General features: G+C 30.0%; 37 protein-coding genes. 1 reads left to right on the top strand and 36 read right to left on the bottom strand.

The window, feature by feature from the left end:
- Positions 1-281, top strand: a 281-nt coding sequence (locus GM111_RS00975) for an IS30 family transposase (protein WP_156299028.1), incomplete at its 5' end; no start/stop codon positions are given.
- 317 nt (positions 282-598) lie between these two features.
- On the opposite strand, the gene GM111_RS00970 is transcribed toward GM111_RS00975, so the two are convergent.
- From GM111_RS00970 to GM111_RS00800, 36 genes are all read right to left on the bottom strand, one after another.
- Complete coding sequence (locus GM111_RS00970) at positions 599-808, bottom strand: hypothetical protein (RefSeq protein ID WP_156299027.1); 210 nt, start codon at positions 806-808, stop codon at positions 599-601.
- A gap of 171 nt (positions 809-979) precedes the next feature.
- Positions 980-1,108: a hypothetical protein gene (locus GM111_RS08470; RefSeq protein ID WP_269320124.1), complete on the bottom strand. Its 129-nt coding sequence runs from the start codon at positions 1,106-1,108 to the stop codon at positions 980-982.
- A 115-nt stretch (positions 1,109-1,223) separates the two neighbouring features.
- Positions 1,224-1,820: a hypothetical protein gene (locus GM111_RS00965; protein WP_156299026.1), complete on the bottom strand. Its 597-nt coding sequence runs from the start codon at positions 1,818-1,820 to the stop codon at positions 1,224-1,226.
- A gap of 184 nt (positions 1,821-2,004) precedes the next feature.
- Complete coding sequence (locus tag GM111_RS00960) at positions 2,005-2,373, bottom strand: phage holin, LLH family (protein WP_156299025.1); 369 nt, start codon at positions 2,371-2,373, stop codon at positions 2,005-2,007.
- Positions 2,374-2,527: 154 nt separating this feature from the next.
- Positions 2,528-2,956 carry a M15 family metallopeptidase gene (locus tag GM111_RS00955; protein WP_156299024.1) on the bottom strand — a complete coding sequence of 143 codons (429 nt, stop codon included), beginning with the start codon at positions 2,954-2,956 and terminating at the stop codon, positions 2,528-2,530.
- Complete coding sequence (locus GM111_RS00950) at positions 2,946-3,437, bottom strand: hypothetical protein (RefSeq protein WP_156299023.1); 492 nt, start codon at positions 3,435-3,437, stop codon at positions 2,946-2,948. Before GM111_RS00950 ends, GM111_RS00955 begins: the two co-directional genes overlap by 11 nt.
- Positions 3,418-4,086: a hypothetical protein gene (locus GM111_RS00945; RefSeq protein WP_156299022.1), complete on the bottom strand. Its 669-nt coding sequence runs from the start codon at positions 4,084-4,086 to the stop codon at positions 3,418-3,420. The genes GM111_RS00950 and GM111_RS00945 overlap by 20 nt, the downstream gene beginning before the upstream one ends.
- An 80-nt stretch (positions 4,087-4,166) precedes the next feature.
- The gene (locus tag GM111_RS00940; RefSeq protein WP_156299021.1) at positions 4,167-5,669 is read right to left on the bottom strand and encodes a hypothetical protein; all 1,503 of its coding nucleotides are present in this window, start codon (positions 5,667-5,669) and stop codon (positions 4,167-4,169) included.
- 3 nt (positions 5,670-5,672) lie between these two features.
- On the bottom strand, positions 5,673-5,882 hold the full coding sequence (locus GM111_RS00935) for a hypothetical protein (RefSeq protein ID WP_156299020.1): 210 nt from the start codon (positions 5,880-5,882) through the stop codon (positions 5,673-5,675).
- 1 nt (position 5,883) lies between these two features.
- Positions 5,884-6,465, bottom strand: a complete 582-nt coding sequence (locus GM111_RS00930; protein WP_156299019.1) for a pyocin knob domain-containing protein — start codon at positions 6,463-6,465, stop codon at positions 5,884-5,886.
- A 28-nt stretch (positions 6,466-6,493) separates the two neighbouring features.
- Complete coding sequence (locus GM111_RS00925; protein ID WP_156299018.1) at positions 6,494-7,024, bottom strand: hypothetical protein; 531 nt, start codon at positions 7,022-7,024, stop codon at positions 6,494-6,496.
- Entirely contained in the window at positions 7,017-8,081 is a 1,065-nt protein-coding gene (locus GM111_RS00920) for a baseplate J/gp47 family protein (RefSeq protein ID WP_156299017.1), read from the bottom strand. Before GM111_RS00920 ends, GM111_RS00925 begins: the two co-directional genes overlap by 8 nt.
- Positions 8,074-8,517: a contractile injection system sheath initiator gene (locus GM111_RS00915; protein WP_156299016.1), complete on the bottom strand. Its 444-nt coding sequence runs from the start codon at positions 8,515-8,517 to the stop codon at positions 8,074-8,076. The genes GM111_RS00920 and GM111_RS00915 overlap by 8 nt, the downstream gene beginning before the upstream one ends.
- Positions 8,493-9,056 carry a DUF2577 family protein gene (locus GM111_RS00910; RefSeq protein WP_156299015.1) on the bottom strand — a complete coding sequence of 188 codons (564 nt, stop codon included), beginning with the start codon at positions 9,054-9,056 and terminating at the stop codon, positions 8,493-8,495. Before GM111_RS00910 ends, GM111_RS00915 begins: the two co-directional genes overlap by 25 nt.
- Positions 9,057-9,989, bottom strand: a complete 933-nt coding sequence (locus tag GM111_RS00905; protein WP_156299014.1) for an XkdQ/YqbQ family protein — start codon at positions 9,987-9,989, stop codon at positions 9,057-9,059.
- Positions 9,986-10,393: a hypothetical protein gene (locus tag GM111_RS00900; protein ID WP_156299013.1), complete on the bottom strand. Its 408-nt coding sequence runs from the start codon at positions 10,391-10,393 to the stop codon at positions 9,986-9,988. Before GM111_RS00900 ends, GM111_RS00905 begins: the two co-directional genes overlap by 4 nt.
- Positions 10,386-12,152, bottom strand: a complete 1,767-nt coding sequence (locus tag GM111_RS00895; protein ID WP_156299012.1) for a phage tail tape measure protein — start codon at positions 12,150-12,152, stop codon at positions 10,386-10,388. Before GM111_RS00895 ends, GM111_RS00900 begins: the two co-directional genes overlap by 8 nt.
- Positions 12,153-12,337: 185 nt before the next feature.
- A complete protein-coding gene (locus GM111_RS00890; protein ID WP_156299011.1) occupies positions 12,338-12,700 on the bottom strand; it encodes a hypothetical protein in 363 nt (120 codons plus the stop codon).
- 10 nt (positions 12,701-12,710) lie between these two features.
- Positions 12,711-13,142, bottom strand: coding sequence for a phage tail tube protein (locus tag GM111_RS00885; protein WP_156299010.1), 432 nt, complete (start codon positions 13,140-13,142; stop codon positions 12,711-12,713).
- An 11-nt stretch (positions 13,143-13,153) separates the two neighbouring features.
- Positions 13,154-14,212, bottom strand: a complete 1,059-nt coding sequence (locus GM111_RS00880) for a phage tail sheath C-terminal domain-containing protein (protein ID WP_156299009.1) — start codon at positions 14,210-14,212, stop codon at positions 13,154-13,156.
- Positions 14,212-14,664, bottom strand: a complete 453-nt coding sequence (locus tag GM111_RS00875; RefSeq protein ID WP_156299008.1) for a phage tail terminator family protein — start codon at positions 14,662-14,664, stop codon at positions 14,212-14,214. The genes GM111_RS00880 and GM111_RS00875 overlap by 1 nt, the downstream gene beginning before the upstream one ends.
- On the bottom strand, positions 14,664-15,080 hold the full coding sequence (locus tag GM111_RS00870) for an HK97 gp10 family phage protein (RefSeq protein ID WP_156299007.1): 417 nt from the start codon (positions 15,078-15,080) through the stop codon (positions 14,664-14,666). Before GM111_RS00870 ends, GM111_RS00875 begins: the two co-directional genes overlap by 1 nt.
- Complete coding sequence (locus GM111_RS00865) at positions 15,080-15,415, bottom strand: phage head completion protein (RefSeq protein WP_156299006.1); 336 nt, start codon at positions 15,413-15,415, stop codon at positions 15,080-15,082. Before GM111_RS00865 ends, GM111_RS00870 begins: the two co-directional genes overlap by 1 nt.
- A complete protein-coding gene (locus tag GM111_RS00860) occupies positions 15,402-15,695 on the bottom strand; it encodes a head-tail connector protein (RefSeq protein ID WP_156299005.1) in 294 nt (97 codons plus the stop codon). Before GM111_RS00860 ends, GM111_RS00865 begins: the two co-directional genes overlap by 14 nt.
- An 18-nt stretch (positions 15,696-15,713) precedes the next feature.
- Positions 15,714-16,847, bottom strand: coding sequence for a phage major capsid protein (locus tag GM111_RS00855; protein ID WP_156299004.1), 1,134 nt, complete (start codon positions 16,845-16,847; stop codon positions 15,714-15,716).
- Between the two features lie 8 nt (positions 16,848-16,855).
- Positions 16,856-17,557 carry a head maturation protease, ClpP-related gene (locus GM111_RS00850; RefSeq protein ID WP_156299003.1) on the bottom strand — a complete coding sequence of 234 codons (702 nt, stop codon included), beginning with the start codon at positions 17,555-17,557 and terminating at the stop codon, positions 16,856-16,858.
- Entirely contained in the window at positions 17,541-18,755 is a 1,215-nt protein-coding gene (locus GM111_RS00845; RefSeq protein WP_197034423.1) for a phage portal protein, read from the bottom strand. The genes GM111_RS00850 and GM111_RS00845 overlap by 17 nt, the downstream gene beginning before the upstream one ends.
- 13 nt (positions 18,756-18,768) lie before the next feature.
- On the bottom strand, positions 18,769-20,511 hold the full coding sequence (locus tag GM111_RS00840; protein ID WP_197034422.1) for a terminase large subunit: 1,743 nt from the start codon (positions 20,509-20,511) through the stop codon (positions 18,769-18,771).
- Positions 20,492-20,860 (bottom strand): phage terminase small subunit P27 family, encoded by a 369-nt coding sequence (locus tag GM111_RS00835; protein ID WP_197034421.1) that lies wholly within the window; start codon positions 20,858-20,860, stop codon positions 20,492-20,494. Before GM111_RS00835 ends, GM111_RS00840 begins: the two co-directional genes overlap by 20 nt.
- Before the next feature lie 538 nt (positions 20,861-21,398).
- Complete coding sequence (locus GM111_RS00830; RefSeq protein WP_156298999.1) at positions 21,399-21,800, bottom strand: endonuclease; 402 nt, start codon at positions 21,798-21,800, stop codon at positions 21,399-21,401.
- 160 nt (positions 21,801-21,960) lie between these two features.
- Complete coding sequence (locus GM111_RS00825; RefSeq protein ID WP_156298998.1) at positions 21,961-22,458, bottom strand: hypothetical protein; 498 nt, start codon at positions 22,456-22,458, stop codon at positions 21,961-21,963.
- A 1-nt stretch (position 22,459) separates the two neighbouring features.
- The gene (locus GM111_RS00820) at positions 22,460-23,017 is read right to left on the bottom strand and encodes a hypothetical protein (protein WP_156298997.1); all 558 of its coding nucleotides are present in this window, start codon (positions 23,015-23,017) and stop codon (positions 22,460-22,462) included.
- Positions 22,998-23,369 (bottom strand): hypothetical protein, encoded by a 372-nt coding sequence (locus tag GM111_RS00815; protein WP_156298996.1) that lies wholly within the window; start codon positions 23,367-23,369, stop codon positions 22,998-23,000. The genes GM111_RS00820 and GM111_RS00815 overlap by 20 nt, the downstream gene beginning before the upstream one ends.
- 9 nt (positions 23,370-23,378) lie before the next feature.
- On the bottom strand, positions 23,379-23,762 hold the full coding sequence (locus GM111_RS00810; RefSeq protein ID WP_156298995.1) for a hypothetical protein: 384 nt from the start codon (positions 23,760-23,762) through the stop codon (positions 23,379-23,381).
- A complete protein-coding gene (locus GM111_RS00805; protein WP_156298994.1) occupies positions 23,762-24,007 on the bottom strand; it encodes a hypothetical protein in 246 nt (81 codons plus the stop codon). Before GM111_RS00805 ends, GM111_RS00810 begins: the two co-directional genes overlap by 1 nt.
- Before the next feature lie 12 nt (positions 24,008-24,019).
- Positions 24,020-24,619 (bottom strand): hypothetical protein, encoded by a 600-nt coding sequence (locus GM111_RS00800; protein ID WP_156298993.1) that lies wholly within the window; start codon positions 24,617-24,619, stop codon positions 24,020-24,022.
- Positions 24,620-24,639 lie beyond the last annotated feature (20 nt).

The following is a 24,639-nucleotide window of genomic DNA, read 5'->3' as shown; positions in this document are numbered from 1 at the left end:
CAATTACTTCTGATAATGGAAGTGAATTTGCAAATATTAAAGAAATTACTGATTTAGGTATTGATTGGTATTTTGCTCATCCTTATTGTTCTAATGAGAGAGTAAGTAATGAAAATAATAATAAAATAGTTAGAAGATTTATATCTAAAGGTGTATCTATGGATCATTTAACAAAAAAAGATGTTAAACACATTGAAACATTCATGAATAATTATCCAAGAAAAATTTTCAATGCTTTAACATCTAATCAAGTTTATGAGTGTCTATTAAATCTAGTTTAATTAAACTTTTGGACACTTACTATTTTAATTTAGGTTTTAAAAAATAGCATTATTACAAATTCTTGTAATAATGCTATTATAATTAAAATTCTTCATATACTATATTTTCTAATTCTACAGGTTCTGTTCCTGAAATAAATAAAATTTAAAAGTATACGCTAACAAATGCTAGTTTTTACTAGCTTTTAATTGCTTTAAAAATCATAAAAAAGTAAAAAAAATAACGTTTTTTAAATAAAAATGTATTTTTTAGGGAAGTTTTCTCTTACTAAAAAAGTGAGTTAGTTAAAAAAGTCTAGAATATCTTTTGTATCTTATTATTTATCAAAACTCATTATCATATCCATAAGTGCTTTAGAAGTTGTACATTTATTTTCTTTCTTGTATTTATTTAACACTCTATTCATTTCATTGTATTCTATTTCAGTATATTTATATCCTAAAAATCTTTTATCTTTTAGAACTCCATTTTCTTTGTTAGGAACTCCCTTTTTTCTTCCTCCAAATTTTTTACCTGTAGTATTCATTTTAACCTCCTATTTTTTCAAATATAAATAGCCTTGTATTAATGTGATTAGTATAATTAATACTACCAACCCTTTTAATATTATTTCTTTCATTTTCTCACTCCCTTGCTTTTTTAATATATATAGTGTAAAATAAAAGTAGAGTAAGGTAGAGGATTTCTCCTCTTACCTTTAAGCTATCGCTATTATTAAAGTTACTATTATTAGAATTTCTTTTATTATTTGAAGGGTTATTAGAATTTCTTTTTTAGTAATTTTAGTAGTAGCTTTTTTATTTTTCTCTACTTTTTTGTTTTTCATTTCTCTTACCTCCTCTCTACATATATATTATACTATATCTAAAACTAAAAGTCAAGTACTTTTTCAGATTATTTTATCTATAAATAAAAAAAAGAAGGGCAAGATTTCTCCTGCCCTATAAATTCATTCCATCTATAATTTCTAATACTTCAACATTCAAATGGTCTATATGATTCTTAATAGCTCTTGCAATATTTTCAGTGCTACATAAAGTATTAATCGAGGTACAGTTATTTCTCTCTTTTTCCTCTATTGCACATTTTAATATTTCCATACACTTGGTATGTAATGACGAATAGTTATCAGTAATCAAGTCACTAATCTTTAAAAGATTCATTCCGTTCGTTTGACCTCTAACAATTTCTTTCATTCTATTAATGATAGTCAACATCTTCTTGTCTAACTCAATATTAATATTATCATAATTTGCTTTGATATTATTTCTAATTAAATATTCTAACATTTCAGCCTTATATGTTTCGCATATTCTAATCCAATAAATTCTAACATAAAATTTCAAATCTTCATTACCTAAATGACCATTAACTAATTTCTCTTTAACTAAGATTATTGCCTTTATTATTTCCTTTTGATTCTCAGCATTTTCTTTGAAATATTTAGAGGTAAAATATAAAAGAATAGCACTAGCTACTAAACTAATGCCGTTATCTCCGATTAATTTTATTAGGTTGCTTATTAATTCTAATTCCATATTACCACCTACTTACCTATATACCAAGTAGCACCAACTCTAGCAACTGCCTCAGTTTCTTTAATATTAAAAGGTTTTGTTTTTATAGCTATATCTCCATATACCATACTTCTTGAATAATCTCTTTTAATATCTCCTAAAACATCGCTAAAGTCATTATATTGATATAGAGGTTTAGGGGAATTTACTTCCCCATTTCACCTTGATTTTCTTCTTTTGCTTTTTCTTCTTCCTCTTTTTCTAAAGCACCATTAATTTCATTTATTTTCCAAGCTTTTTCAATAGCTTTATCAACTATATTTTCATTGATTTCTTTTCCAATTTCTTTTGCTCCTCTTTCAATAATTTCTCCAGCAAGTGCTTTCTTACTTGCTCCTGACTTATCTAAAAAGTGTTTATCAACAAAGTTTACTGCTTGAATAGATATTTCTAATATTTTATCATCTACAGTAGTTGCACTTTTCTTAGCTAAATATCTAAATAATGGTAATAAACTACCAAACAAACCTACTAACACTCCACTGACTAAATAAATAATTTCCATTTTTGACATAATAATCACTCCTTATATTTTTATATTTTAATTTTATATTTTATGTTCCAACTGTAAATTAATAGTTTACTGTTGCTTTTTAATTCTTGTAAAATGTGGTTGTAAACTAATAGTTGACTACCACTTTTTCAGTTGTTCGGGTTTTCCGAACTACTTACAATTTCAATTCGAAATGAGGGTAATCTTTGAAACTTCTCCAGTCTCCTCCCCATTCTACTTTAACGTCTAATTTTCTAGCTACTTCTTTAATATGATTAGCTACTATTCTTAATTTGTTCGCGTCCCATTCAACCTTACCAGGAATGTTAGGGTTATAAATAGCGATATCTATAGCATAACCGAACCCATCTTTTTTAGCCTGGTGATTAGACTTCTTAATTGTACCGTCACAATTTGTAACTTTTTTTCCCGGCTTAGTTCTTCCTTGTTGATACAGTCTATTCTGTTCTTCTTCCGTCCTAACCCCTTGAGTGATTAAAAAATCAAAAGGAGACTCCTTAATAGCCTCCTTAAATACTTTTACTAATAATGGGTGTATGCCCTCAAGTCTTTCTAAACTCTTCTTGCTAAAATTATATGCCATGAAATCTCACTCCTTCCACATTTACTTTTTCTATTAAATTTTTATTTTTTAACGCCACTATTACATCGTAAGGCATTAGATTAATATAATCTTTAGGATTAAGAAAATCTAAAGATTTATCAAGCATTTCCGCTACCCATTCTGAACAAGTATACTTATCTGGATTATGCCTTCTCCTATTAAAGATACAAGTTAAGATAACCCCTTTCCAATCATATTTCTTACCTCTAGTTTCTTTGTAGAAAGTTTCTAACCCCTCTGAAACATCTACATTTAATTTGAATATGTCCCATTTTTTAGGGTTCAATCCTTGCTGCACCCTTCTCACATGCTGATCATTACTTATTCCTATAAGTACTCCATCTTTATAAACTTCTATATGAGAATATGGATGACCGAGCCACCACATTATTGGTCCGCTCCAAAATGTAAACTTATCTTTATAAGCAACTACATATATATTATTCTCTTGTAAGTTCATACGTTTTCAACTCCTCTTCGTTCATTGTTTTGATTTGTTCTCTTATTTTTGACCATTTAATCATTGCTTGAGTAGTCTGTGTGGACATGATCATTGCCATTTCCATTAATTCTTTTAAGGTTAAGTCAACGTAATGCTCGTTTCCGTTATTATCTTTCATCTTCCAATTTGAAAAATGATTTTGCTTAGTAGCTTGCAGCATCATGATAATTTTCATCAACGAACTTTGGTCTTCTAATTCTCTATTAGGTTGAAGGAAGCCCTTGAATTCGAAAGACTTTTCTTTTTCAATTTGTTCGTAAGTTTTAGTTTTATTAAGTAGAAACTCCCTTTTCTTTTCAAAGTCATACTTTAATACTCCTTCATTAATATATTCATATTCACCAAGAGAAATTTCTTTAATTGATTCATTTTCTATTATTTCATTAGATTTTAACTCATATTCTTTATTCTTATATTTTGAATATTTGAATTTTTCTATTTCCTCTTGATTCATAGAAATAATTTTCCCATTTTCTATTTTAGAATATTCAAAAAATTCATTTGAAATAATTCCTCCCGGACAAGATTTCAATATATCTTGATTTTCTATTTCATCAAAAAAAGAGCCTATATAGGCTCCATTACTGTCATATAAATATTTACTCATTTTTATTCACTACCCTTCTCTAAATCTTATATTCGGAAAGTTGAAATCATTTCCACTATTGCTTCCTTTTTTAGATCATTTTAATCTTCCCATTCATCTACCGGTGGTTTAAAATGATTATTTCCATTATTAATTGGTTTAGATCCAAATTCGTTATCTCCTTTGAATTCTAAGCTAAATGGAGGTATAATGTGCGCAAACTGACACTCGTTCCAATCTCCAGCATCATCATAAGACCAAATAGCATAAAAAACCTTAATATATAAATATCCATTTTCAAAAGTGTACCCTGTATTCATAAACTCATCTTTAAACCTGTTAGTATCCCTAGTTTCTTCACTGAAATTAAGTGATACATTTATAATGTTCCCATTTTCAATAGTAAAGTTCAATTCAGTATCAATTTCCTTTGGCTGCCAACGGCAATATGTGTCACCGTCACCTCTAACGTCCGTTGCACTTAAATAATAAGCATACCTAGCTCCCCACGGACCTTTAGTCCCCCATTCTTCATGTTGATTTCTATCAGTGAATACTGACTTAAATCTGTACACATAATTTCCATCTTCCTCTAATTTGAAATATATTCCATATTTATTGAACTCATGATTTAAAGTTCGAGCACTCTTGCCTGAGTAATCACTTCCTTCCATATCATTGAAATACGGTAGCCAAAACCTGTTAGTTGTTATTTGCGTTGGGCTGTAACTAAAATTAAATCCATATGTGGCATATGAATTTTCATGTTGAATATCGTAAATATGAAAATTAAAAATATTTTCTTTTTCTTCTAATTTTTCAGTATATTCAAAAAAATTTTGAAAAACTCCAAATTCAAATTCATTTCTATAAAAATCTTTTAATCCATATTGTTTTATTTTTTTTAGAAAACCTCCAAAACATAAATATGTCTTTAACTCTTGGGATGTATATTTGTGAACAGGATTATTGTTTTCTAAAAATTTTTCAAAATTTGTATAAATTATTTTCCTTTCATTTAAAATATCTTGTTTTTTTAAATAAGTATAATTTAAATTATTTCCATACGAGATTTTTCTTGAAAAATAAGGGTTGCTTTTTTTTATTTCTTCATAAGAATTATAAGTTTTATCGTAATAATCTTTTATGGGAAATTTAAAGAAAAATTTAGGGTCATAGTTATTTTTTATAGCAACTCTTTCAAATGTACTCCAAATATAACTGACGTCGACTTCTTCATTAAAAAATACAATAGTTTTCAAATTATATTGCTTTCTTAATTCCTGCTTTCTTAATGTCCATTTACTTTTTTGTCTGTCTCCATTTAATCCTTCAAAAAACATCCATTTATATAAATTTTCCATACTATCTACTATATCTACCTTATACCCATTTTCTCTATATCTTAAACCTACTTTCTTGAAGTTACTTTCGTCCACTAATTCTTTTCTGACTCCGTTTACACCTTTATACTTATATAGATAGTTTCCATATTTAACTATATCACCTTTATTAAGTACGGCAGGTAAAGTCTTTGGGGTAACTCCTATTATGGTATTTAATGTAGGCTGTAATTCCTCTTTGTATAAAATTTCATTAGCCATTTTCTACCCCCTTAAGTCTATTCTTTTGAAATTAGTCTCGTCCGGTATGGAATAGCTACCTGTTCTCTTACACTTATATAGATACCACTTGCTACCATTCTTATATTTCATTACATCACCTTTTGAGTATGTTTGAGAGCTACCTCCTTGTTTAATAACTCCCTCGCCTATAATAGTTTTTAATATTTCTTGCATTTCCTCTTTAAACACCATACTAAACACCTGCCCATATATCGTCTAACCTAGCTCTTTTGCTCTCTAGAATTTCATTTAATCTTGGTTCATCAACTAGTCTTTTCCATTCATTCCAAACTCCATCTCTTTTTGAACGAACATTAACTGTAGGGTTATCTTCTTCCGTCAAACCTAGCTGAACTCCCCAATCAGTGTCATATTGAAAATTAAGAAAAGATGTTGATTTCCCTCTTATCCTATTTTCTCCAGAATTTACGGAATAAAGACCGTTTGATAAGAAACTATTCATATCCTTTTTTATAGGTTTATTCAAACCTATACCGAATTCTTGTATTTTTTCTAATGCTTTTTGTTTAATTTCATCGAATGAGGTTATGCCTCTGTTATCATTAGATATAGGCTCGAATAAAGTTAAATTTATATCGGTATTATCCCCTTTAGTTAAGGTTAAACGTCCATTACTAAATGCTCCGTTTTTTAGACTTGCTTTTAAGGCATTCTCTATCTTTTCCATATCTCCATTGTAATCGACTCTTTTAAGTGAATCAGTTCCAATAAATTGGTTTAACTGGAACACTTGAGTTTTGTTAGTACTCGCCATTTATCTACCTCCTATTCCTTACTTTCTTCTATACGCTTTCGTTATATCTTTCAAATCTATTCCAACTTAAATTAAGTCCGTCCCACGCGTCCCAATTCTTATTATAAGCTTCATATTTAACCCAAATAAGTGAGTTGAAATATATAAGCAGTTCAATGTGACTTGGAATTATTAATTTTAATTCTTCTCTTAATTTCTCTTGAATTCCATCTAAGTTTTCATTAGTGTCATGAACTCCTATCAATACTCTATAAATTTCGTTCTGCTCCGTTACTTCCACTAACGTATCTTGATTTAAGATGTCTTTAATAATGTAAGCTAGATTTAATTTGGTGATAGTCTTCGAACCTCTTAATTTCGTAAGGATATCGAGTTTAGTCTTAGACGTTCCTAGAGTCTTAGACCAAATATCTAGTCCTTCTTCATTAGAGGTGATTATAATTAGTTCTCTTTTTAGTTTTTCTATATTATCAAAATTTTCTTTTTCAATGTCTAATAATTTATCCTCTAGTTCGTCGAACTCGGGTATACCTTTGTAGTAATCAGCTAATCTATACATTTAAATTCACCGTCCCAAGTACCGCTATACTTTCTCCTGGAATAGATACTCCGTTAGTCCCATTATTAATTCTTAAATCGTTGAAGTCAATTAGACCTTTTAGTCCATAAAGAATAGCACTCACACGACCATATGATATAGAGCCATTGTTTAAATTAACATTAGTAATATATTCGTTTAATTTAACCTTGAATTCTTCTTTAATAGTTTCTATGTCAACTAGCTCACTTTTACTAATTCTCGCAGTAAAGTTAATATTTAGTGGTGTAGCATTAGCTACTGTCACAGTCGCCCCGATAGGTTTAAGATTATCAATATACCTTTTAACTTCTTCTATCTTCTCATTTTCAACAGTTCGACCTAGATTACTAATTACTACCACTTTTACTGTCCCTGGTCCTGCATGGAGAGGATATACCTTAGCTTGCCCTATTCCATTAATCGATGTCGCCCAACGTTTATAATCATATACGTTTCCAGAAGTTGCAGGTTCTCTAACTTTCTCTAAGTATCTCGCTCTTAATTCAGAGTCAGTTTCAACGTCTTCTCCGCCTTTGAAATCATTTTCGTTAGTCACATTACTAACCCCATTAATGGTAGTCCCTAACTTATTAATCATATTACCTTTAATATTATAGTTTCTACCTATTTCAGTAGCTACCACCTCTATTGAAACATTGCCTTCAACTCCTATTTCACTATCTATTAATGTAGCATATTCCAAGTTGTCGCATAATACTATGGTATTATGAGATATTCTAGTGCCTTGAGCCCCCATAAATTTAACTATTCCTTTTGCTTTTTCTCCTGACTTTCTCTCCATTCCTACTTCTGCTACTTTATGGTCTAAAAATTCTCCGGTTGCAGTAATTCCAAATGAATTAATAAATATATTCTTCATTAATTTTAATTTTTCTATATTATCATTAGCTACTATACTTAGTACATCATGAAATATACTTCCCTCTTCTTTATAGAATTGGTCAGGAATCATAGCTAACAATCTTTTAACTTCTTCTTCCTGAGTAGGTACTTCTAAATTGATTAAATCAATCATTTACTATTTCCTCCTCCCATTCTAGTATTTTTTTATTTTTTAATTGAACATCAAAACGTATATTTAATGTCTTATTCTTTTGAATTATTTTAAGTTCGTTAACTGCCAATATGTCGTCATATTTTAATAATTGCTCTTTTAAATTACTTTCAATTCTAATTTTATCAACTAAGGTATATTTTTTACCATAGGTCAGTTGCTTGTAATTAGTTCCATAAGTTTTATGAAACTCCCATTTTCCTAATTCTGTATATAGTAGTTTTTGGATATACATCTTAGTCAGTAGCTCTTGGTTATCTATTTCTGGAATACCATTAAAATATTTCATTTTTTTATTTTTAAAGTCAACTATGTATGAACTAGTCCCTTTTATATTTTCTTTGCTCTCTTTTGATTCAACGGACGTGTCCGTTAAGATTTTTGGTAATATTCCCATTCTAATTCAACCTCCTTTAAAGGATCCATAATGTCTACTATGAAATATTGGTCCTCAGTTTCATTTGTTATTACAAGTACCTTGTCTCCTTTTTTTAAGGTTACTAAGAATTGAGCCTTGAATTTTCCTTTTTCTTTAGTTGCCATTTTAGAACTAAATTCATCCATATTTCCACTTGGTACGGATAAGTCAGTAACTACTGGGTTAGGTGGACTTGGTGGAGCTATATGTACTATATTAGCTGCCGCAGCCTTTAAATTCTTAAATGCTAACTTAATTCCATCTTTAATCTTATGTATGTTTCCTTGACTTTCGAATTTTTCAAAAGTCACATCTATATCAATTCTATTAGTAATACTTCTAGCTATAAATATTTGGTCTCCTTCAATTTCATGGTCTATCTCCATTGCTCCATTTAGTAGTTTCAATTTTAAATTTGGCAGAGGATCTATTACTTCTGCTATCATAGTGCCTAGATACGATCTATTTTCATTAGCTTTAAACATTTTTGCTAATTCTTCGAATGGATTATTGTCCACCTATACCAACTCCTTTAATTCTAAATTACCTTTAAATGCTCCATTTTCAAAGTCTAAGTTAACTGACTTAATCAAATAGTCTACATTTTCTAATTTAATCTTCTTACCACTTATAACATAAGTATCAGTAATTAGATTAACATTAACCACTTTTTTGATTTTGTTTAAACTATTTAAAGTAGTGCTGGCTACTGATTTCGCTTTCTTGTTTTCTTTGGAATTAAGCTCTACCACTTCTTGAAGTTTTCCATACTTATTGATACTTCCGCTATCTTCATTTTTAGCTAGCACTTTTAATGACTTATTGTCGTCCGATAACACTAATATTGAATTTTTCAATTCCTCTATGTTCTCACTTACTACTTTTTCACTTAACAATTTATCACCTTTAAATGTTTCTGCATCGTTTAATTTGAAACTAAGTGCCACTTCCTCATTTCCTAACTCTTCAATATATACTTTATTATTTAAAGTATATATAAAATATTCCTTACCGGTTTGCTTAGTATCTTCTTTAATGATATCAACTATACTATCACTAGCGCTTTTATTCTTAAACATAAGGTTAACCTTGGTGTCTAAACCACTTTTAATATTAATAGGTATCCCTAGTTCAGAACATATAGCCTTTATTCCTTCTTTCGCCGCAGTATTTCTAATCTGTTTTAGAATCATATTCTTACTTAAATAAAAAGCAATATCAAACGCCTTGATTTCGGTACTTTCTTTATCATAGACACAGTCTACTACTATACCTTGAAATATATGGTCTATTTCTAGTTTATCCCCAACTTTAACTTCTACTAAGAATTTAGTATTCTTGTAAAAAGGAAAAGAGATAGAAACAGTAGTAGATAAAGTATCTATGGAATTACTCATATTTAGCGACTGAACTAGTTTTGTCACATTCTTACCATTTAATTTAACTATCATATTTCTACCTCTTTATATTCTTTAACTTTAATATTAAAAGAAATATCTCCAACTCTGTCTAAATTGGAGTAACTAAAGCTAGCTAAACACTCCATTTGAACTATAGTAGTATTATCGTTACCTATAGTAATTAATAAAGGTTTCTTTTCTTTTCTAGGTCTATCGAAAAAGTTAATATACGAACTTAAATTCTTATTAGCTCTACGAGAATAGAATACGTAATCTTTCTCACTAATTATTCCAGTTATTTCAAACTCCCTTAACCTAGCATTACCAGGAATAGCATAAGTTTCGCCTAATATATTAGTAAATTCGTAATCATCGTATTCTCTATTTATTTCAAGTGCAGTTGAAAATGGAAGATGGAAGTCTACTCCATCATATGTAAATATTATCTTATCCAAGTACGTTACCTCCTTGTAGACCAAGTTGTCTATTAAATATTGCTGCGACTTCGTATGCTATTTCTTTAGAACTTTTGTCCGACCCATTTATATTTATGGTGATATTAGCGTTGCTTGTTTTGTTATTAACTATCTTCTTACTTAGATCATGAGGAATGATTTGACTTCCGTTAGGTAAGTTTATTAATTCTCCTCCACGTTCGTTAACCATAGTAGGTCCACCTTGGAAATAAGGAGTCCCCATTGCATTTTTAGGAATTTCAACACCTTTACCAAACCCAAATAAACCTTTTATCTTATCTATACCACCTGTTATAAGTCCAGTAATACCATCTTTTAATTTAATTATTATATCTAATACAGGTTGTATATATGATAACAAACTCTTGAACCAACCTATTAATGTTTGTATTGGTCCTGAATTTTTAAATGCAGTCCATAACTCGCCAATTTTAGATTTTACCCAATCAAAATTTTTGTATAAATAGTATGTTCCTGTCGCTAGTCCTACGACTGCTCCAATGACTAACGCAATTGGCGATGTTAATATCGCTAACGCTGTATTTAAAGCCCAAGTGGCTGCAGTCATTCCCCAGGTAATTAACGTACTACCTATCATTACTGTTTTTTGCCATAAAAAGGCTCCTATAGATTTTAAAATACTAGCATAAGTAGTATTTTCGGCTATGATTCCAAGTGCTTTAGCGTTATTTAAAACTTGTTGAGAAAAAATAATCATCTGCTTTGTTTTGTTATAAATTTTTAAAATTACAATGAGTCCCGAAAGTGTCACCGCTAATTTTTTTATCCAACTCCAATTATCTGACAACCATTTAATAAGTACAATTAAAGAATCTATTAATTTTATTGTAAACGATATCGCAACATTTATTGAACTTGTTATTACAGGTTCTATTTCTTTAATTTTTTTTATAAGGTCCATTAAATATTTCTTTATAGTCGGGATATTTTTAAGTAGTTCTTTCATTATATTTGTAACAACAGGCTGTAAACTTTCTCCTATGACTTCTTGTACATCTCCAAACTCATTAGCTAATGCTTTCGTTACCCCCTCCGGTGTTTCTCTTATTTTTTTATTTAAGTCTCCTATGGAAGTCTTAATCTTATTGTTTAAGAATTCGATTTTCTTTTCCGTATTTAACAATTTAAACGTTTTTTGTTCTGTCTCGTCCAGAGTTATTCCATAACTTTGAAGACCTTTAACCTTTCCTGAAAGAGCTTTAACAATCGCCTTACCTGCCATCATAGAATCTTCTACGGTAGCATTTAATCCTTTCTCTTTAACTAGCATATCACCTAAGCCACTTGTTAATTTTTTTATTTGCTCACCTTTTAATCCATATAGAGCCAATTCATTCATCCCCATTTGAAGAACTTCGTCACCTATTACTCCTTGTGACTGAACCACTCCTGCATAATCAAGTGTACTTTTAATCATCTGGTTTGTCATACCTTGTTGTTTCTTTAAAGAATTAGTTAACGTCAACGTAGCTCTATTTTGTACTTCATATGATTTTAATGAGTCTTTCATATATTTCCCTAACGCAGCCACAGAAACGATAACCCCTTTTACTATATATCCTCCAATTAATTTAAATGTTTTCTTCGCTCTATTTTTTAATTTTTTAAAATTTTTAGAAATATTTTTAAAAGATTTTCCTGTTATTTTTTCTATTGTTTTCATTCTTTTTGAAAATTGATCCTTTAATTCAAAAATAGCACCAATTTTAATAGCCATCTTTTAACCTCCATTCCTAATATTTTCATTTTCTATTTCTAACATCATAGAATAAGTGTAAATGATCATTTCATCTTCTGATAATGTAAGAATAGAGGACAAAGTGTGTCCTCTATTCAAATAATACGAAACAAGATTACAATAGTTGTCTTTTTTAAAATTATTGAATCCTTTTTCAAACTCTTCTATGACTTTTTTTCTACATCAACATCTAATTGATATACCTCAACGTTTATAAAATTAAATATTTTTTCTATAGGTTTTAATTTTTCATCATATATTTTAGCAATAACGTTTTCTCTTTTTTGCACTCCGCTTTTTTCAAATAACTCGTCGCTTTGGAATAATGGAACGTGTTCATATATTATCTTGTACATTGTTTCTAACGCTTTGTCGGTATTTTTATCCGCACCTTCTTGCATTTTACTAAATCTTCTAAGTGAAAATTTCTTAATTTCTAATTCCATATCTAAATATTCATCATAATATACATGATTATTTCCTTTGTTTTCCAATTTATCAATTAATAATCCTAATTTATCTTCCATATTATCTCTCCTATTCCATATGTTCTAAATATTCAAATTCTCTTGCTTTAAACGGTAATTCAATTTCGAATTTTTCATTATCTATCTTTTGTAATGTAACTTCCTCGAACGTTACTCCGTAATATGCAATAGCTTCTGAACCATTAAATGCTTTATCTTTCAACGTTGACTGCATGTTTATTTCAGGACAGTATCTATCTTTGATAATTTGTTCAATTAATTTCCCAAATTTAGAATTCACCTTGTTTATAGTCATCGTTCCTGAAATCTCATACCCTGCAAATTTCTTATATTTAACTAAATCATTAGCCCTTTCTACATCGAAATATTCCATAGTGACTTTTATTTCTGACTTACTTACTTCTTGGATAACTTCTCCATCAACTATAATTTCTCCAAATTTTGCTGATATTACTGACTTATCACCTTTGCTTGCTGCCATATTCTACCTCCTTAAACTGTTAAGAAAACTCTTAAATCAAAGTTTTCTATTACCTCTAATATTTTAACACTTGAAACGAAATATACATTTTTCCCACAAGTTTTGTGTCTTATGTCTGATTCACTTAATGAACTAGTGTCCTGACCTTTACCTTCCCAGTATATACGCATAGCCTCTATATCCTGGTCTATAGTATTGTCGAACTCAGGATCTAGCACCTCTAATCTTGTTAATTCTTTGAAGTAAGCTTTAATTGACGTAATTATCATCATTTGCATCGAATAAGTATTCTTATACCCTCCGATATATAGTCTAAAGTTAGCATCTATATCATCCCTCATTAAGTCCATTGCCTCAACTACTACTATACTCTTCATAGCCTCCGAATGGTCTTTGTCTACCGTAGTTAAAGTGTTGACTCCTGCCACTATTTTAGTCTTTTCACCGTCATAGTTAAGCACTAGATTACCTTTGTTTATTTCAGCATCAATATCTTCCACGTTTGATGTTTTTAACAAACCAGATAAGTTGTAGTTAGTAGCACCTCTTGAATAAGGCATTCCAGCTAGGACTCCTAATAAGTAAGGAACCACTTTCCAACCATCTACTTCTCCTCTACTATCATTGAATGTTACTTTAGTATTAACTAAATTTATTAAATGCATGCAATCCTGATTAGTTAAGTTGTATACTACCCCTTTAATTGTCTTTAGCGCCTTATCTGCCGTCTTAATATATTTTGCCAATTTAGTATGGTCTTGAGCATCCCCTGACAATACCCCTACATAATTAGCTTTAATGTTTTCTAAGTCTTTAATAGCCTTATCTATAGTATAGCTATCCCTAACATTTAAGATAGTCACCTTAGCTGCTCCACCCACGAACACATCTTTAACATATTCAGCATTCTCGGTTGCTAATCCATTGACGTCAGTTAATTTCTTGAATACTTTAATGTTTTCATTTAAAGTATTATCTTTTATTATTAGCGTCACATGCCCTTTAGGACTAATCTTAACGGCATTAGCTACGTTTTCTCTAAATTTAATATTAACTATTGGTGCTCCCATTAATATTCCTCCTTGTTTTCTATTTTTTCTATTGTTTCATATTCTTTTTCATTAATTAAACTATCTTCATTCTCTCTAAGTTCTGTTTCATTATCATAGATTCTAGTACTCCTATAATCTAACGCGCAAGTAATGAAGTCTTCATTATCATATACTTCTTTACTTAATATTTGCCATCCATTAAATTCAAATGAAAATATTTGGTCTAGTTTCTCTCCTATTTCTAAAAGTAATATTCTATTATCTACGTTAGGTTTAGGATAGAAATTGATAACGATACTGTAGGTATACTCGAGAATATTCTCAGTAATTCGATTTAAATTTCTACTAATCAAGTCTACTTTGAAACATGGGTATACTCCGTTTTTATCGATGTCTTGACTAACTATTTCTATTCCTGGAATATACTTATTTAATCTATCATTTATATTCTTAATCAATTCTACTATCATTAGAAACCTCCCTCGTCTATTACTTTATCAAGCATGTCCTCTAAATCTTTTTTTATATTTTGACAATACTTACTCACGCCTTTTGTAATCGGATACTTACCTGGTACATAGCCTTTTGAGGTCTTGTATCCATACTCTATTAAATGAGCGTGTGGGCTAGAATTGTAGGTACCTACAGCATAAGTACCAGTGTCTTCAAGCACTTTTGAGGTTTTGAATCTATTGTGATACTTTTTCCTAGGATTCTTTTGTTTTTTTCCAACCCCAACCAATTGTTTTGCAGTTTTCTTAATGGTTTTCGTCATGTTTTTACCCACATTTTTCAAATGCTTTTTCACTAATTTTGGAGTGTTTTTAGACATCTTATGTAACTCTTTAAGTATTTCTTCCGTTTCCATGTCAAATTCTAAATCCATTATTCTTTCACCTTCTTAGTGGCGAATATTTCGATATATTCATTAGATTTGAAATCTAAATTCCAGTAATCTATAGAGTATTTAACACCTTCTAATTCTAAGATACACTTAACGTCTAGCCCTTTAAAAGACTGTTTCCTTATAATAAATTTATATTGTGAATTTTCTTCTTCACTTTCCTTGTTTAAATCATTTAAAGAATTTTTTAAAGGCATGACCTGAGCGTATACTTTCTTAAACGGAATATATTCGTATGTACTTTCGCCTAGAGAGTTTTTAATTTTAGTATATTTCAATACTTGAACTTTTCTATTTAATTTATTAGTTAGATTCATAAGTAACTCCTAATATGTCTAATTGTCTAATTAACGAGCTGATAATATGATTAATCTTTGGTTCCTTTACTCCAGTTCCTCTATTATCGTATAAGTCCTGGACTACTGCTAATTGCAGTATCTTGACCTTTTCTTGATATTTACTATCTTCTTTAATTTTCTCCCAATTGGTGATAGCTCCTTCTAAAAATAAATCAGCCACAACTGAAATATTATAAAGGAGCGTATCGTCTTCATCGTAATCTATTCTAAGATATGACTTAATTAATTCTAAATCCATACGCTCCTCCTATATTAATTAAGCGTTAGCCCATTTAACATATTGAATTGCTTCCGAATCTAATACTTTATAAGTGAATCTTTCCATAGCTCTTATATATATCGACCCTTCTAAGAACCCAGCCTCATTAGATTTAGAGAATTCTAAAGTTTCTCTATCGAATTTAACTAAATATTGACTTAAGTCACCAACGAAGAATTCTACCTTATTAGTTTCTACTTTTGGTAATACTACGTTAGGTAATTCGAACACTGTGAATCCTAAGAATTTCTTAACATAAGGATTTAATGGATCAGGTATTAATAAGTATCTACCGTCGTTATCTTTTAAAGTTGCTAACGCTTTAACACCTTCTGTCGAAGTTACTATAGTAGAGTCTCTATGTAACGGGTCTAAGTTATATATAGCTTCTTCTAATTTTTCTAGTAACTTAGTCTTAGTAGCTTCTAACGGACTAGTCTTTTTCTTCAACTCAGTAACTACACAATCATTATTAGTTCTAACTGATTTTTTAGCTATTCTCATTTTAATTAAATCTTCTACGTTGAATGCTGCGTCAGCCATTAATTCTTCTGATACTGCCATTACATCGACATATTTATCTACAGTATATGATAACTGAGAGAATGATTCTTCTGATACGCTAGCTTTAACTCCTTCACCTAATTTTGTCATTTTAGAGGTAGGTTTGTTATCAGCTATTGGCATTACTCCTTTGTTAGTCTTAACTGGTATCTTAGTAACTAAATCTTCTAATGATGGTAAACTTCTTTTATGTTCATGTAATTTAGCTATGAATTCAGTAGGAACTAAGTATCCTCCTTTAGTATCTGTCCCTTCTACTTGACCTGTGAAATTTAAATATTCTTCCCTTTCCTCCGCGCTAGCTCTTCCTGTAATTAATTTCGCTAGAATCTCACTTACTCTTTTATTTTCCATTTTAACATCTCCTTTTATTTCAATTTTTGTGTCATTTGCAATTTCCAGTTTCTTTGTATCTTCAATTTTTTTAGCTAATTTAACTGAGTTTTTTAAAGTTTCTAACTCAGCTAATTTGTTTATAATTTCTTCTTCCGTATGAGTTTCAGTCATTCCTTGAATCTCATCAACCATAGCATTGTATGCTACTAATAAATCTTTATAATTTTTCATTTTTCCTCCTAAAATTTCTTTAAATTTGATACTTTTTCAATGATTTCTGGTGATAGTTTGGACGTTTCACTCTCGTTTTCTTCTACTTTTTCTGTGTTTTTTTTCAATAAAAAAGATGGGGCGTTCTCGAACTCCATGTTCGTAGTGCAATTCAGCACCTTAACCTCATCTAATAACTCGATATCAAAGTACTTTGTAGCTTCTTCTCCAGTGAACCACGTGGTAGCATTGACCATCTTGCTAATTTGCTTATCAGTAACTCCGTCTAATGCCTTCTTCTGATACACATATTCAATGTTATTCTGTATTTTATCTAATAAATTAGCCGTATCTCTTAATTTATCCGAATCGCCACTTAAATTCGCAAATGGTTTATGAATCATTAAATAAGAATTCTTTGGCATCTTGATTTTGTCGCAAGAAAATGCTATTACACTCGCGATGGAACCTGCCAAAGATTCTATATTCGCTATAGTTTTTCCTTTATGAGTTCTAATCAGATTAGCTATTTCTGTTCCTGAAAAAACATCCCCGCCACCACTATTAATATTAAATATAACATCGATGTTTTCATTTTCTTTCAAAAAATTTCTAATGTCTCTCGGAGAAGTAATATCTTCACCATAAAACCATTTCAAATCATCCGGCATAATGTCCCCACTAATAGTAATATCAGCTTGACTCTCTTCCACTCTATTTAGTATTATCATCCTCGATTACACCTCCTTTTTCATAAGCTTTTCCTATATCTTCCAACTTAACATAGGTTCCGTTGATTAAATTAACGTCTCCGTTTGGTAATTCGTTTTTACCTAGCATTACTCTAGCCTCATTAACAGTATATACTCCAGTAGATACTAAAGTTCTAATGGCTTCTGATTGAGTCTTACTGTCTCCTCTTAGAATTCCAGATAGATTAAACTTGAAGTTATATCCTTTAGCTCTTTCTTGCTCTGTTAATAACTTGTAGTCAAGTTCTTCCTCGTACTGTTTCAATATAGCTAACATAGTATCAGTATAGAAACTTAAATTCTGAGCCTCGCTATTAGAATAACTAGCCTTAGAATAGTCATTAAGATATATAGGGCTAATTCCAAACACTGCAGCAATTTGATTAGAAGTATATTTTCTAATTTCAAAGAACTGTGCATCAGTTAATTTAAAGTTTAAAGGAGTCATAGTAGCACCTTTTGGTAATATAAGAAAATTCTTATTAGAATTAGTTCTTATATCTCTCGTTAATACGTCTAATAACACCTTTCTTTTAGTGTCATTTAAACTTTGGTCTACTTCTACAACTCCCTTAATATTTAACCCATGATCTAATAATCTATTAAAGAATTGGCTCCCTTTTTGGTTAGTGTCGAAGGTATCTTTAAGTATATTTACTGCACTTTTGCCAATCACACCATCTTCTGATAAACCACTTTTTAAATGGATTATTTCATGTGGTAATAACACGTGTTTCTTCCCGTTTAAACTTATTCTATAAAGAACGTCAGGAAGTCCCTCGATGTCCCTATTGATTACCACTTCCACATTTCCACTTTCAAGCGGATATAAACCTTCTACCATACCAAACTTATTAAATTTAATATAAACATAAGCGTTTCCCTTATGATTACGTGAATATTCTATAGTTTGTTTAAATATACTAGGTGTCATGAACGAATTAGGGCGTTGATTAAGCAATCTAATTACCTCATGGTCATATATTCTGTTGTTTTTATCATCATATAGATGTATATTAAGTTTCGATACAGCTTCACTCAACTTCTTTAGACACGTATAGTATGTTATTTCACTCATAGGATTAGCTCTATAAACTTCGCGTTCCTCAAACATATCGAAATTAACTTCCCTTGTTTCTCTTTCTTCTACCTTATTAAATAAATTAAATATCCCCATCTTATTCACCTCCTCATTTATTTTCTTTGTACCACTCGTCAAACGAATCATTGACATCCTGTTCATATTCGGAATTGTTAAACATTAAATACCACGCATCTATGATAGATACGACAGGATCTATCTTTTCATTCCCATTTTCTTTTACTACTTTGGGCTCTCCGAATGAGTTATAAGTCACTTTAGCGTTACCCAATGACCATTTAAGCAAATCGTTATCTTTGTTGTAACTAACTATCTTACCTTCGAAACATATTCTAAAGTCATCAACCGTACTCCCTAGATTACGCGCACTTTGTTGAACAGAGGTGATACTATCTGTAATTTCCTCTAAATCACTTAAAAAAGCTCCCGCACCATACGGATCGTACCCAATATCTACTATATTCAATTCGTAAGTTTCTAATGTGTTTTTCAAATACTCTAATATGAATTTGTAATCTGTCTTGAATCCAGGTGTTAAAGTAATTAGCCCTCTTCTTATCCAATCTCTATACGGAGCTTTTGAGACACGTTCTTTCTTCTCTATTACTTCACTTGGCACGAACGAATGAGAATGTATGTAATAAGTCCCGTCCTCTAATTTAAATACCATTCCTATACTCGTTAAGTCTCCTCCACTCGAAAGGTCTAATCCTACATATACCTCTCTACCTCTCATAAATTCCAATGTTAAAAATGACCCGTTCAATTTAATTTTCGACTTATCTAGATAATCATTTTCACTCTTTTGTACCCAGAAATTCAACTTCTTAGTAAGAAAGTTATTCATGGTACTACCTTGCTTTTCCAATGCTTCCTTGTATTCATCGTTTATTCTTTTAATACCTTCTTCATTAATTGAATAGTCTTGGTTTAAGCAAATAAACGGATTAGCCTTAATCCAGTTATTAGTATTACTTACTTTGTCTTTGTTATCTAAATCGGCAATGAATATGAATAGTGAGTCCTTTTCTACTATTTCATTTAATATATTCTTACAATATGTATATTGGTGATAACAAGGATATGATAAATTAGGTCCTGCGGTAGTAATAGCGATGATTAATGAGTCGTCTACATATATTTGCCCGTCTGAAATAAGTTTATATACCTCCTCAGTTTTATGTGCATGGTATTCATCTATGATTCCTAATACTGAATCGAAACCGTCCAGTGACTTACTATCTTTCGAAAGAGCTATGATTTCATTACCAAACTTACTTATGATTAAACTCGCGTGTTCTTTGACTTTAAAGTATTTCTTTTTTAAAACTTTGTTGTTTTCTATAAATGTCTTAATATTCTTCCATACTATCTTTGCCTGTTCTTTTTTGGTTGCTGCACAGAATATACGAGCATTTCTAAAAGACTTAAACACAGAATAGTATATCGCTAGCGCAGCTAACAGTAACGACTTTCCGTTTTGTCTTGCAAGCTGTATATAGCCTTCGCGATATAAATTCTTTCCAGTCTTAACTATTTTCCATCCGACAAGGTTACCTAATATGAAATTCTGGAAATCTCGAGTCTTAAATTTTTCTATTCTACTATTTTTAACTATTACAAGTAGGTTGGTAATTGATATGATGTCATTCACCGCTTGAAGGTCCAAGTAATATTCCCTTTTTTTCTTTAAATTTAGATATCTTTTTATCACCAGAAACTGATTTGTCCCTATCGGCACTTTATGCTTAAATACATTAATTACATATAGGTCTAATGGGTTAGTAGGATCTAACTCTTTTAGTTCTTTCTTACTTAATGAAAGTTTCAAAAGGATCCACCTCTTCATCTTTCGGTTTAGTAGTAATTAGTTTAGTCCTATCGATGCTATTCAGCCCTAATCTGACCGCATAATCTAAGACAGTTTTTTGCATTAGTTTCAAGATATCTACATTAGGATTCTTACTAGTAGTGACGCTACCTTTATCGTTCATACGGAATATGATGTACCCTTCCTTATCTATTAAATTAGTTAGTTCTTGAACTCTAGCGTATGCGTCACAATAAATTGAGAGTAGCGGTAAATCTAAATTATCTAACAATTCTTTTTCATCTAACTCGGATACTATATCATAGAATATCACCTTTGATTTTTCATTCAACCATCCAGGAGGTATCATATTCCTACCCACCTTAGATTCTCTTTCTTGATGTTCTCTTAACGCTCTTTCCTCTTTAGTCAAATGACTCGTTTGTTCCGAAAGAGACTTTCTAGGTCTAGCCATATTTGATGACACCTCCTTTCGTGTTTATAAACAAAAAAAAACACTGATGAACTCAGTGTTTATATTTTATATTTTATATTTTTTTAAATTCCTAATTTATTAAAAATTTTATTTACAACATAATAGAAAGCTAACTCCAAGAAATAAATTAGAAATAGTCCAATCATTAAACAAATGAAATAGAATAATTTGTTTTCCCAAATCATACCAATTAACCAACTTATAACCATATAAGGCAATGTAGTATATAAAACCATACATATAAAACAAAGAATTAATATTCCAATCATTTTTTTCACCTAACTCTCTCGAATTTCCTTTTTTTAATTATAACATACCTTCAAATTAGTTTCAATACGTTTCACATGAGTTTTCGGAATTTCTCCACAGAAAAGAATCGACGCGGTCTCGAGGGCATTTTCGTGAAACTTTTTCACCTACCCCCTACCCATTTTTTCAGTTTAATTTGTAAAGCTTTTTTATCATTTCCGCTCTTATCATAAATTCGATGTATTCTGTTATGATTAGCAGTCGACACTGGAATAAGATTGTCAACATCAAGCGAACGTTTCTTCGACTCCTCTAAAGGAACAATATGATGAACTATCTCCGCAGGAACTATCCTTCCAGTCGTATTCAATTCGTATACATCTAAGTAATTGAATCTTTCTAACACCATCTTCCTAACTTTTATCCACTCTTTAGAATGATAGAATTCTTTAGCATCTTTATTTCTATTAAATTTATCATAAATCTTATGTCTACTCTTATTACATAAACATGTTTCTTTTAATTTTAGTTTCTTCTTACATTTAGCACATGTCTTATACAGCATTTCCACCTCCTAAATTAAATATAGGTGCCACTTAAATGACACCTATTTAACGAAAGGAAAACAGTATGAAAAAAACATTAAATTTATTCATCTATGCTTTTACACTTTATATTATAGCATACTTTCATATACACTATCGTATCATTTAGCGTATCACTTTTTATAAAGAAATCAAACTTTTAAACTCTTTAATCAGTTTATTATGGTGTCTTTTGTAACTACCATAACTAATATGCATAGTTTCTAGCACGACATCCAAATTTAAGTTATTGAAATATTTCAACTCTAGTATCATATAATACTCATTCTTTTTAAGAATATTTAACGCTCTTTCTATCTTGTTTATTACATCAGTATAATCTTTCAATTCTTTCTTTAGTTTTTCTATCTTTTCCTCTTTTTTTTCTAATTCACTTTTATATTCTTTGGTTCCTTGAACATTAATTCCTTCTTCTTTGAAATTTATAGGAACATATTCAGGACTACCAATATAATCAATGTCGAATTTAATCTTTTCCACCCTTCTTTTATAACTAGGATAATTTTTTAAAAGAACTTTACTGTCTTCTATTTTTAAGTGCTGAATATCTTTCATTTCATATTCTACGGCTGTCTTAACCTCTTTTTTAATTAACTCTCTTATTTCCAATTCTTTCAATTTAACCTCCTAATATGTCCTTGTGTATTTTTCCTAGCCAAGTATTAGCTAGAGTTAATAAAGTCTTTTCTTCCTTGGTTTCCTTACCTTGAATTGCTACTTTATAGTTATTGAAACATATTCCAATTCTGACCACATCTTTAACCATCTCTTTAATTTCATATATATCATGCATTGTTGCAGTTCTATAGTATTTCATGTAATTGTCGACAGTGTCTTTCTCTACCCTTTGCATATAATCTTGTAAAAATTCTTCAAAAATTAATCTTACTTTATTAGAAACATTAGTTTCAGCATCCTTATATAGTTTACTCCACCTTTTAATTAGTGGGCTAGTAGGATAGTCGTTAAACACCTCTTTTTCCTGGAAAACGATTTTAGTTTTACTTTCACACATATCAAGTAATATTCCTATTTGATTGACATCTTTTTTAAAGTCTTTATTCCAATAAAGAAGTTTAGCGAATGAATTCATAAGGACACCTAAGATTACTAATTTAATTCCTTTTTCTTTAGTTTCTTGGTCTAAAGGTTCTTTTTTAAATTTCAGTTTTCTCATTATTATTCACCTTATTTAATTCTAATTTAAGTTCTCTAACTTTGTATTTAAGCACGATAATTTCTTTATTCTTTTCACTTAAAGATACTATACAGTCATTAAACTTCTTAACCATTTCTTCCGTATCTCTTATTTGACTTTTAAGTTCTCTTATCTCTTTTTCTAGCTCTCTTTTTTCATGTAATAATTTTATATTCATCTCATATAGCTTATTTAATTGCTCTATTTTTGGTTTTTGGAGTTCTAACGACTCATTCCACCCTTTAAGGTACTTTTGAGCTCTAGCATACCAAATGAAGCCATATAGAGCTATAGCAATTAAGTTGGTACAATATAATATTTCAACTATCATGTTCTCCTCCTACTTTCCTGCGTTTTCTTCATATTTTAAGTTATTTTGATAATCTTTTTCTGATTCTTCATCGTAGCAATCTTCTATATTAGTCACATTAGCATTTCCAACCAAATATATGTCATATACATCTGATAATCTTTCCACATCGACCCAGAAATCACCTTCATTGTTTAATTCTACCACTCCTACTTCTCCATCGAAATATTGAATGATATCATTCTCATAGAAAGTTCCTTCATTCGTTATACATATTCCCTGCTCTACCTTGAAATCTTCACTCAAAGGAACTGCTTTAAACCAACCTTCTTTCATTATTCTAGTTCCATCCTGACTAAGAAACAAGTCAGGTTCATATTTCTTTTCTTTAGTGTTCCATATTCTATAGTTCATTATTCCTCCAGCAACATTTTCTTTATTCTTTCATATTCTTTATCTCTTTCTTCTTCAGTATCAAATGAAATGTCTATATCAACGGACTCTATCGGAGCTGTATCATTTACTGACAAACCTACTCCGCCAAAATTAAATCTAATATAAAATTCATCATAATCTTCGTATTTACAAAAAAATTTCACACTATCTAAGTTTATTAATGGTTTCCAATTTGCATTTTTTGGTTCAATCCATTTTGACATTTTTAATCCTCCTTAATATTCAAAAGGTAAAAAGCTTAATTTTGTTTCGCCTTTATACCCCTTGATAAATTTGATATAACAAAACATTGCACTGCTTTTATTTTTAAATGTTTCAAAATTTCCATTTTTACTGCACAATATTCTACTTGTACTAATAAAGATTGTATGAGGTGGATACTCCTTGTAAATTTCATATCTCCCTTTAGTTTCCAAAGCATACATAGGAACTAAAAATAAAAGTTTTTGTCCATCTTCTGCAATATCTAAGAATTTTTTTAAAAATTTATTTAATTCTCTGAAAGGAGGATTAGTTATTACATAATCAAAACCTTTTATATCCTCAATATCATACATATTAATAACTTTGTCTAATTTATAATCTCTTTCAACTAAATCATAACTTACTACCTCATCCGCATAATCTTTAAGGACAATGCTCATATGTCCATTACCTGCACAACTTTCTAATATTTTTTTATCCTTTAAACTTTCAATATTATTATCATACCAATTTACAAATTTTTTAAAATCTTGTGGGTTGGTTGCATAAAAGTCTAAACTTTCTCTTTCAATTCCAACCCTTGAATTACTTGCTATTTTCGTTATATTCATTTTTAATCCTCCTAATTTTC

Source organism: Streptobacillus canis (genome assembly GCF_009733925.1).
Taxonomy (GTDB): domain Bacteria; phylum Fusobacteriota; class Fusobacteriia; order Fusobacteriales; family Leptotrichiaceae; genus Streptobacillus; species Streptobacillus canis.
Note: the sequence above shows the minus strand (reverse complement) of the source record. Positions and strands in the feature narration are given on the sequence as shown.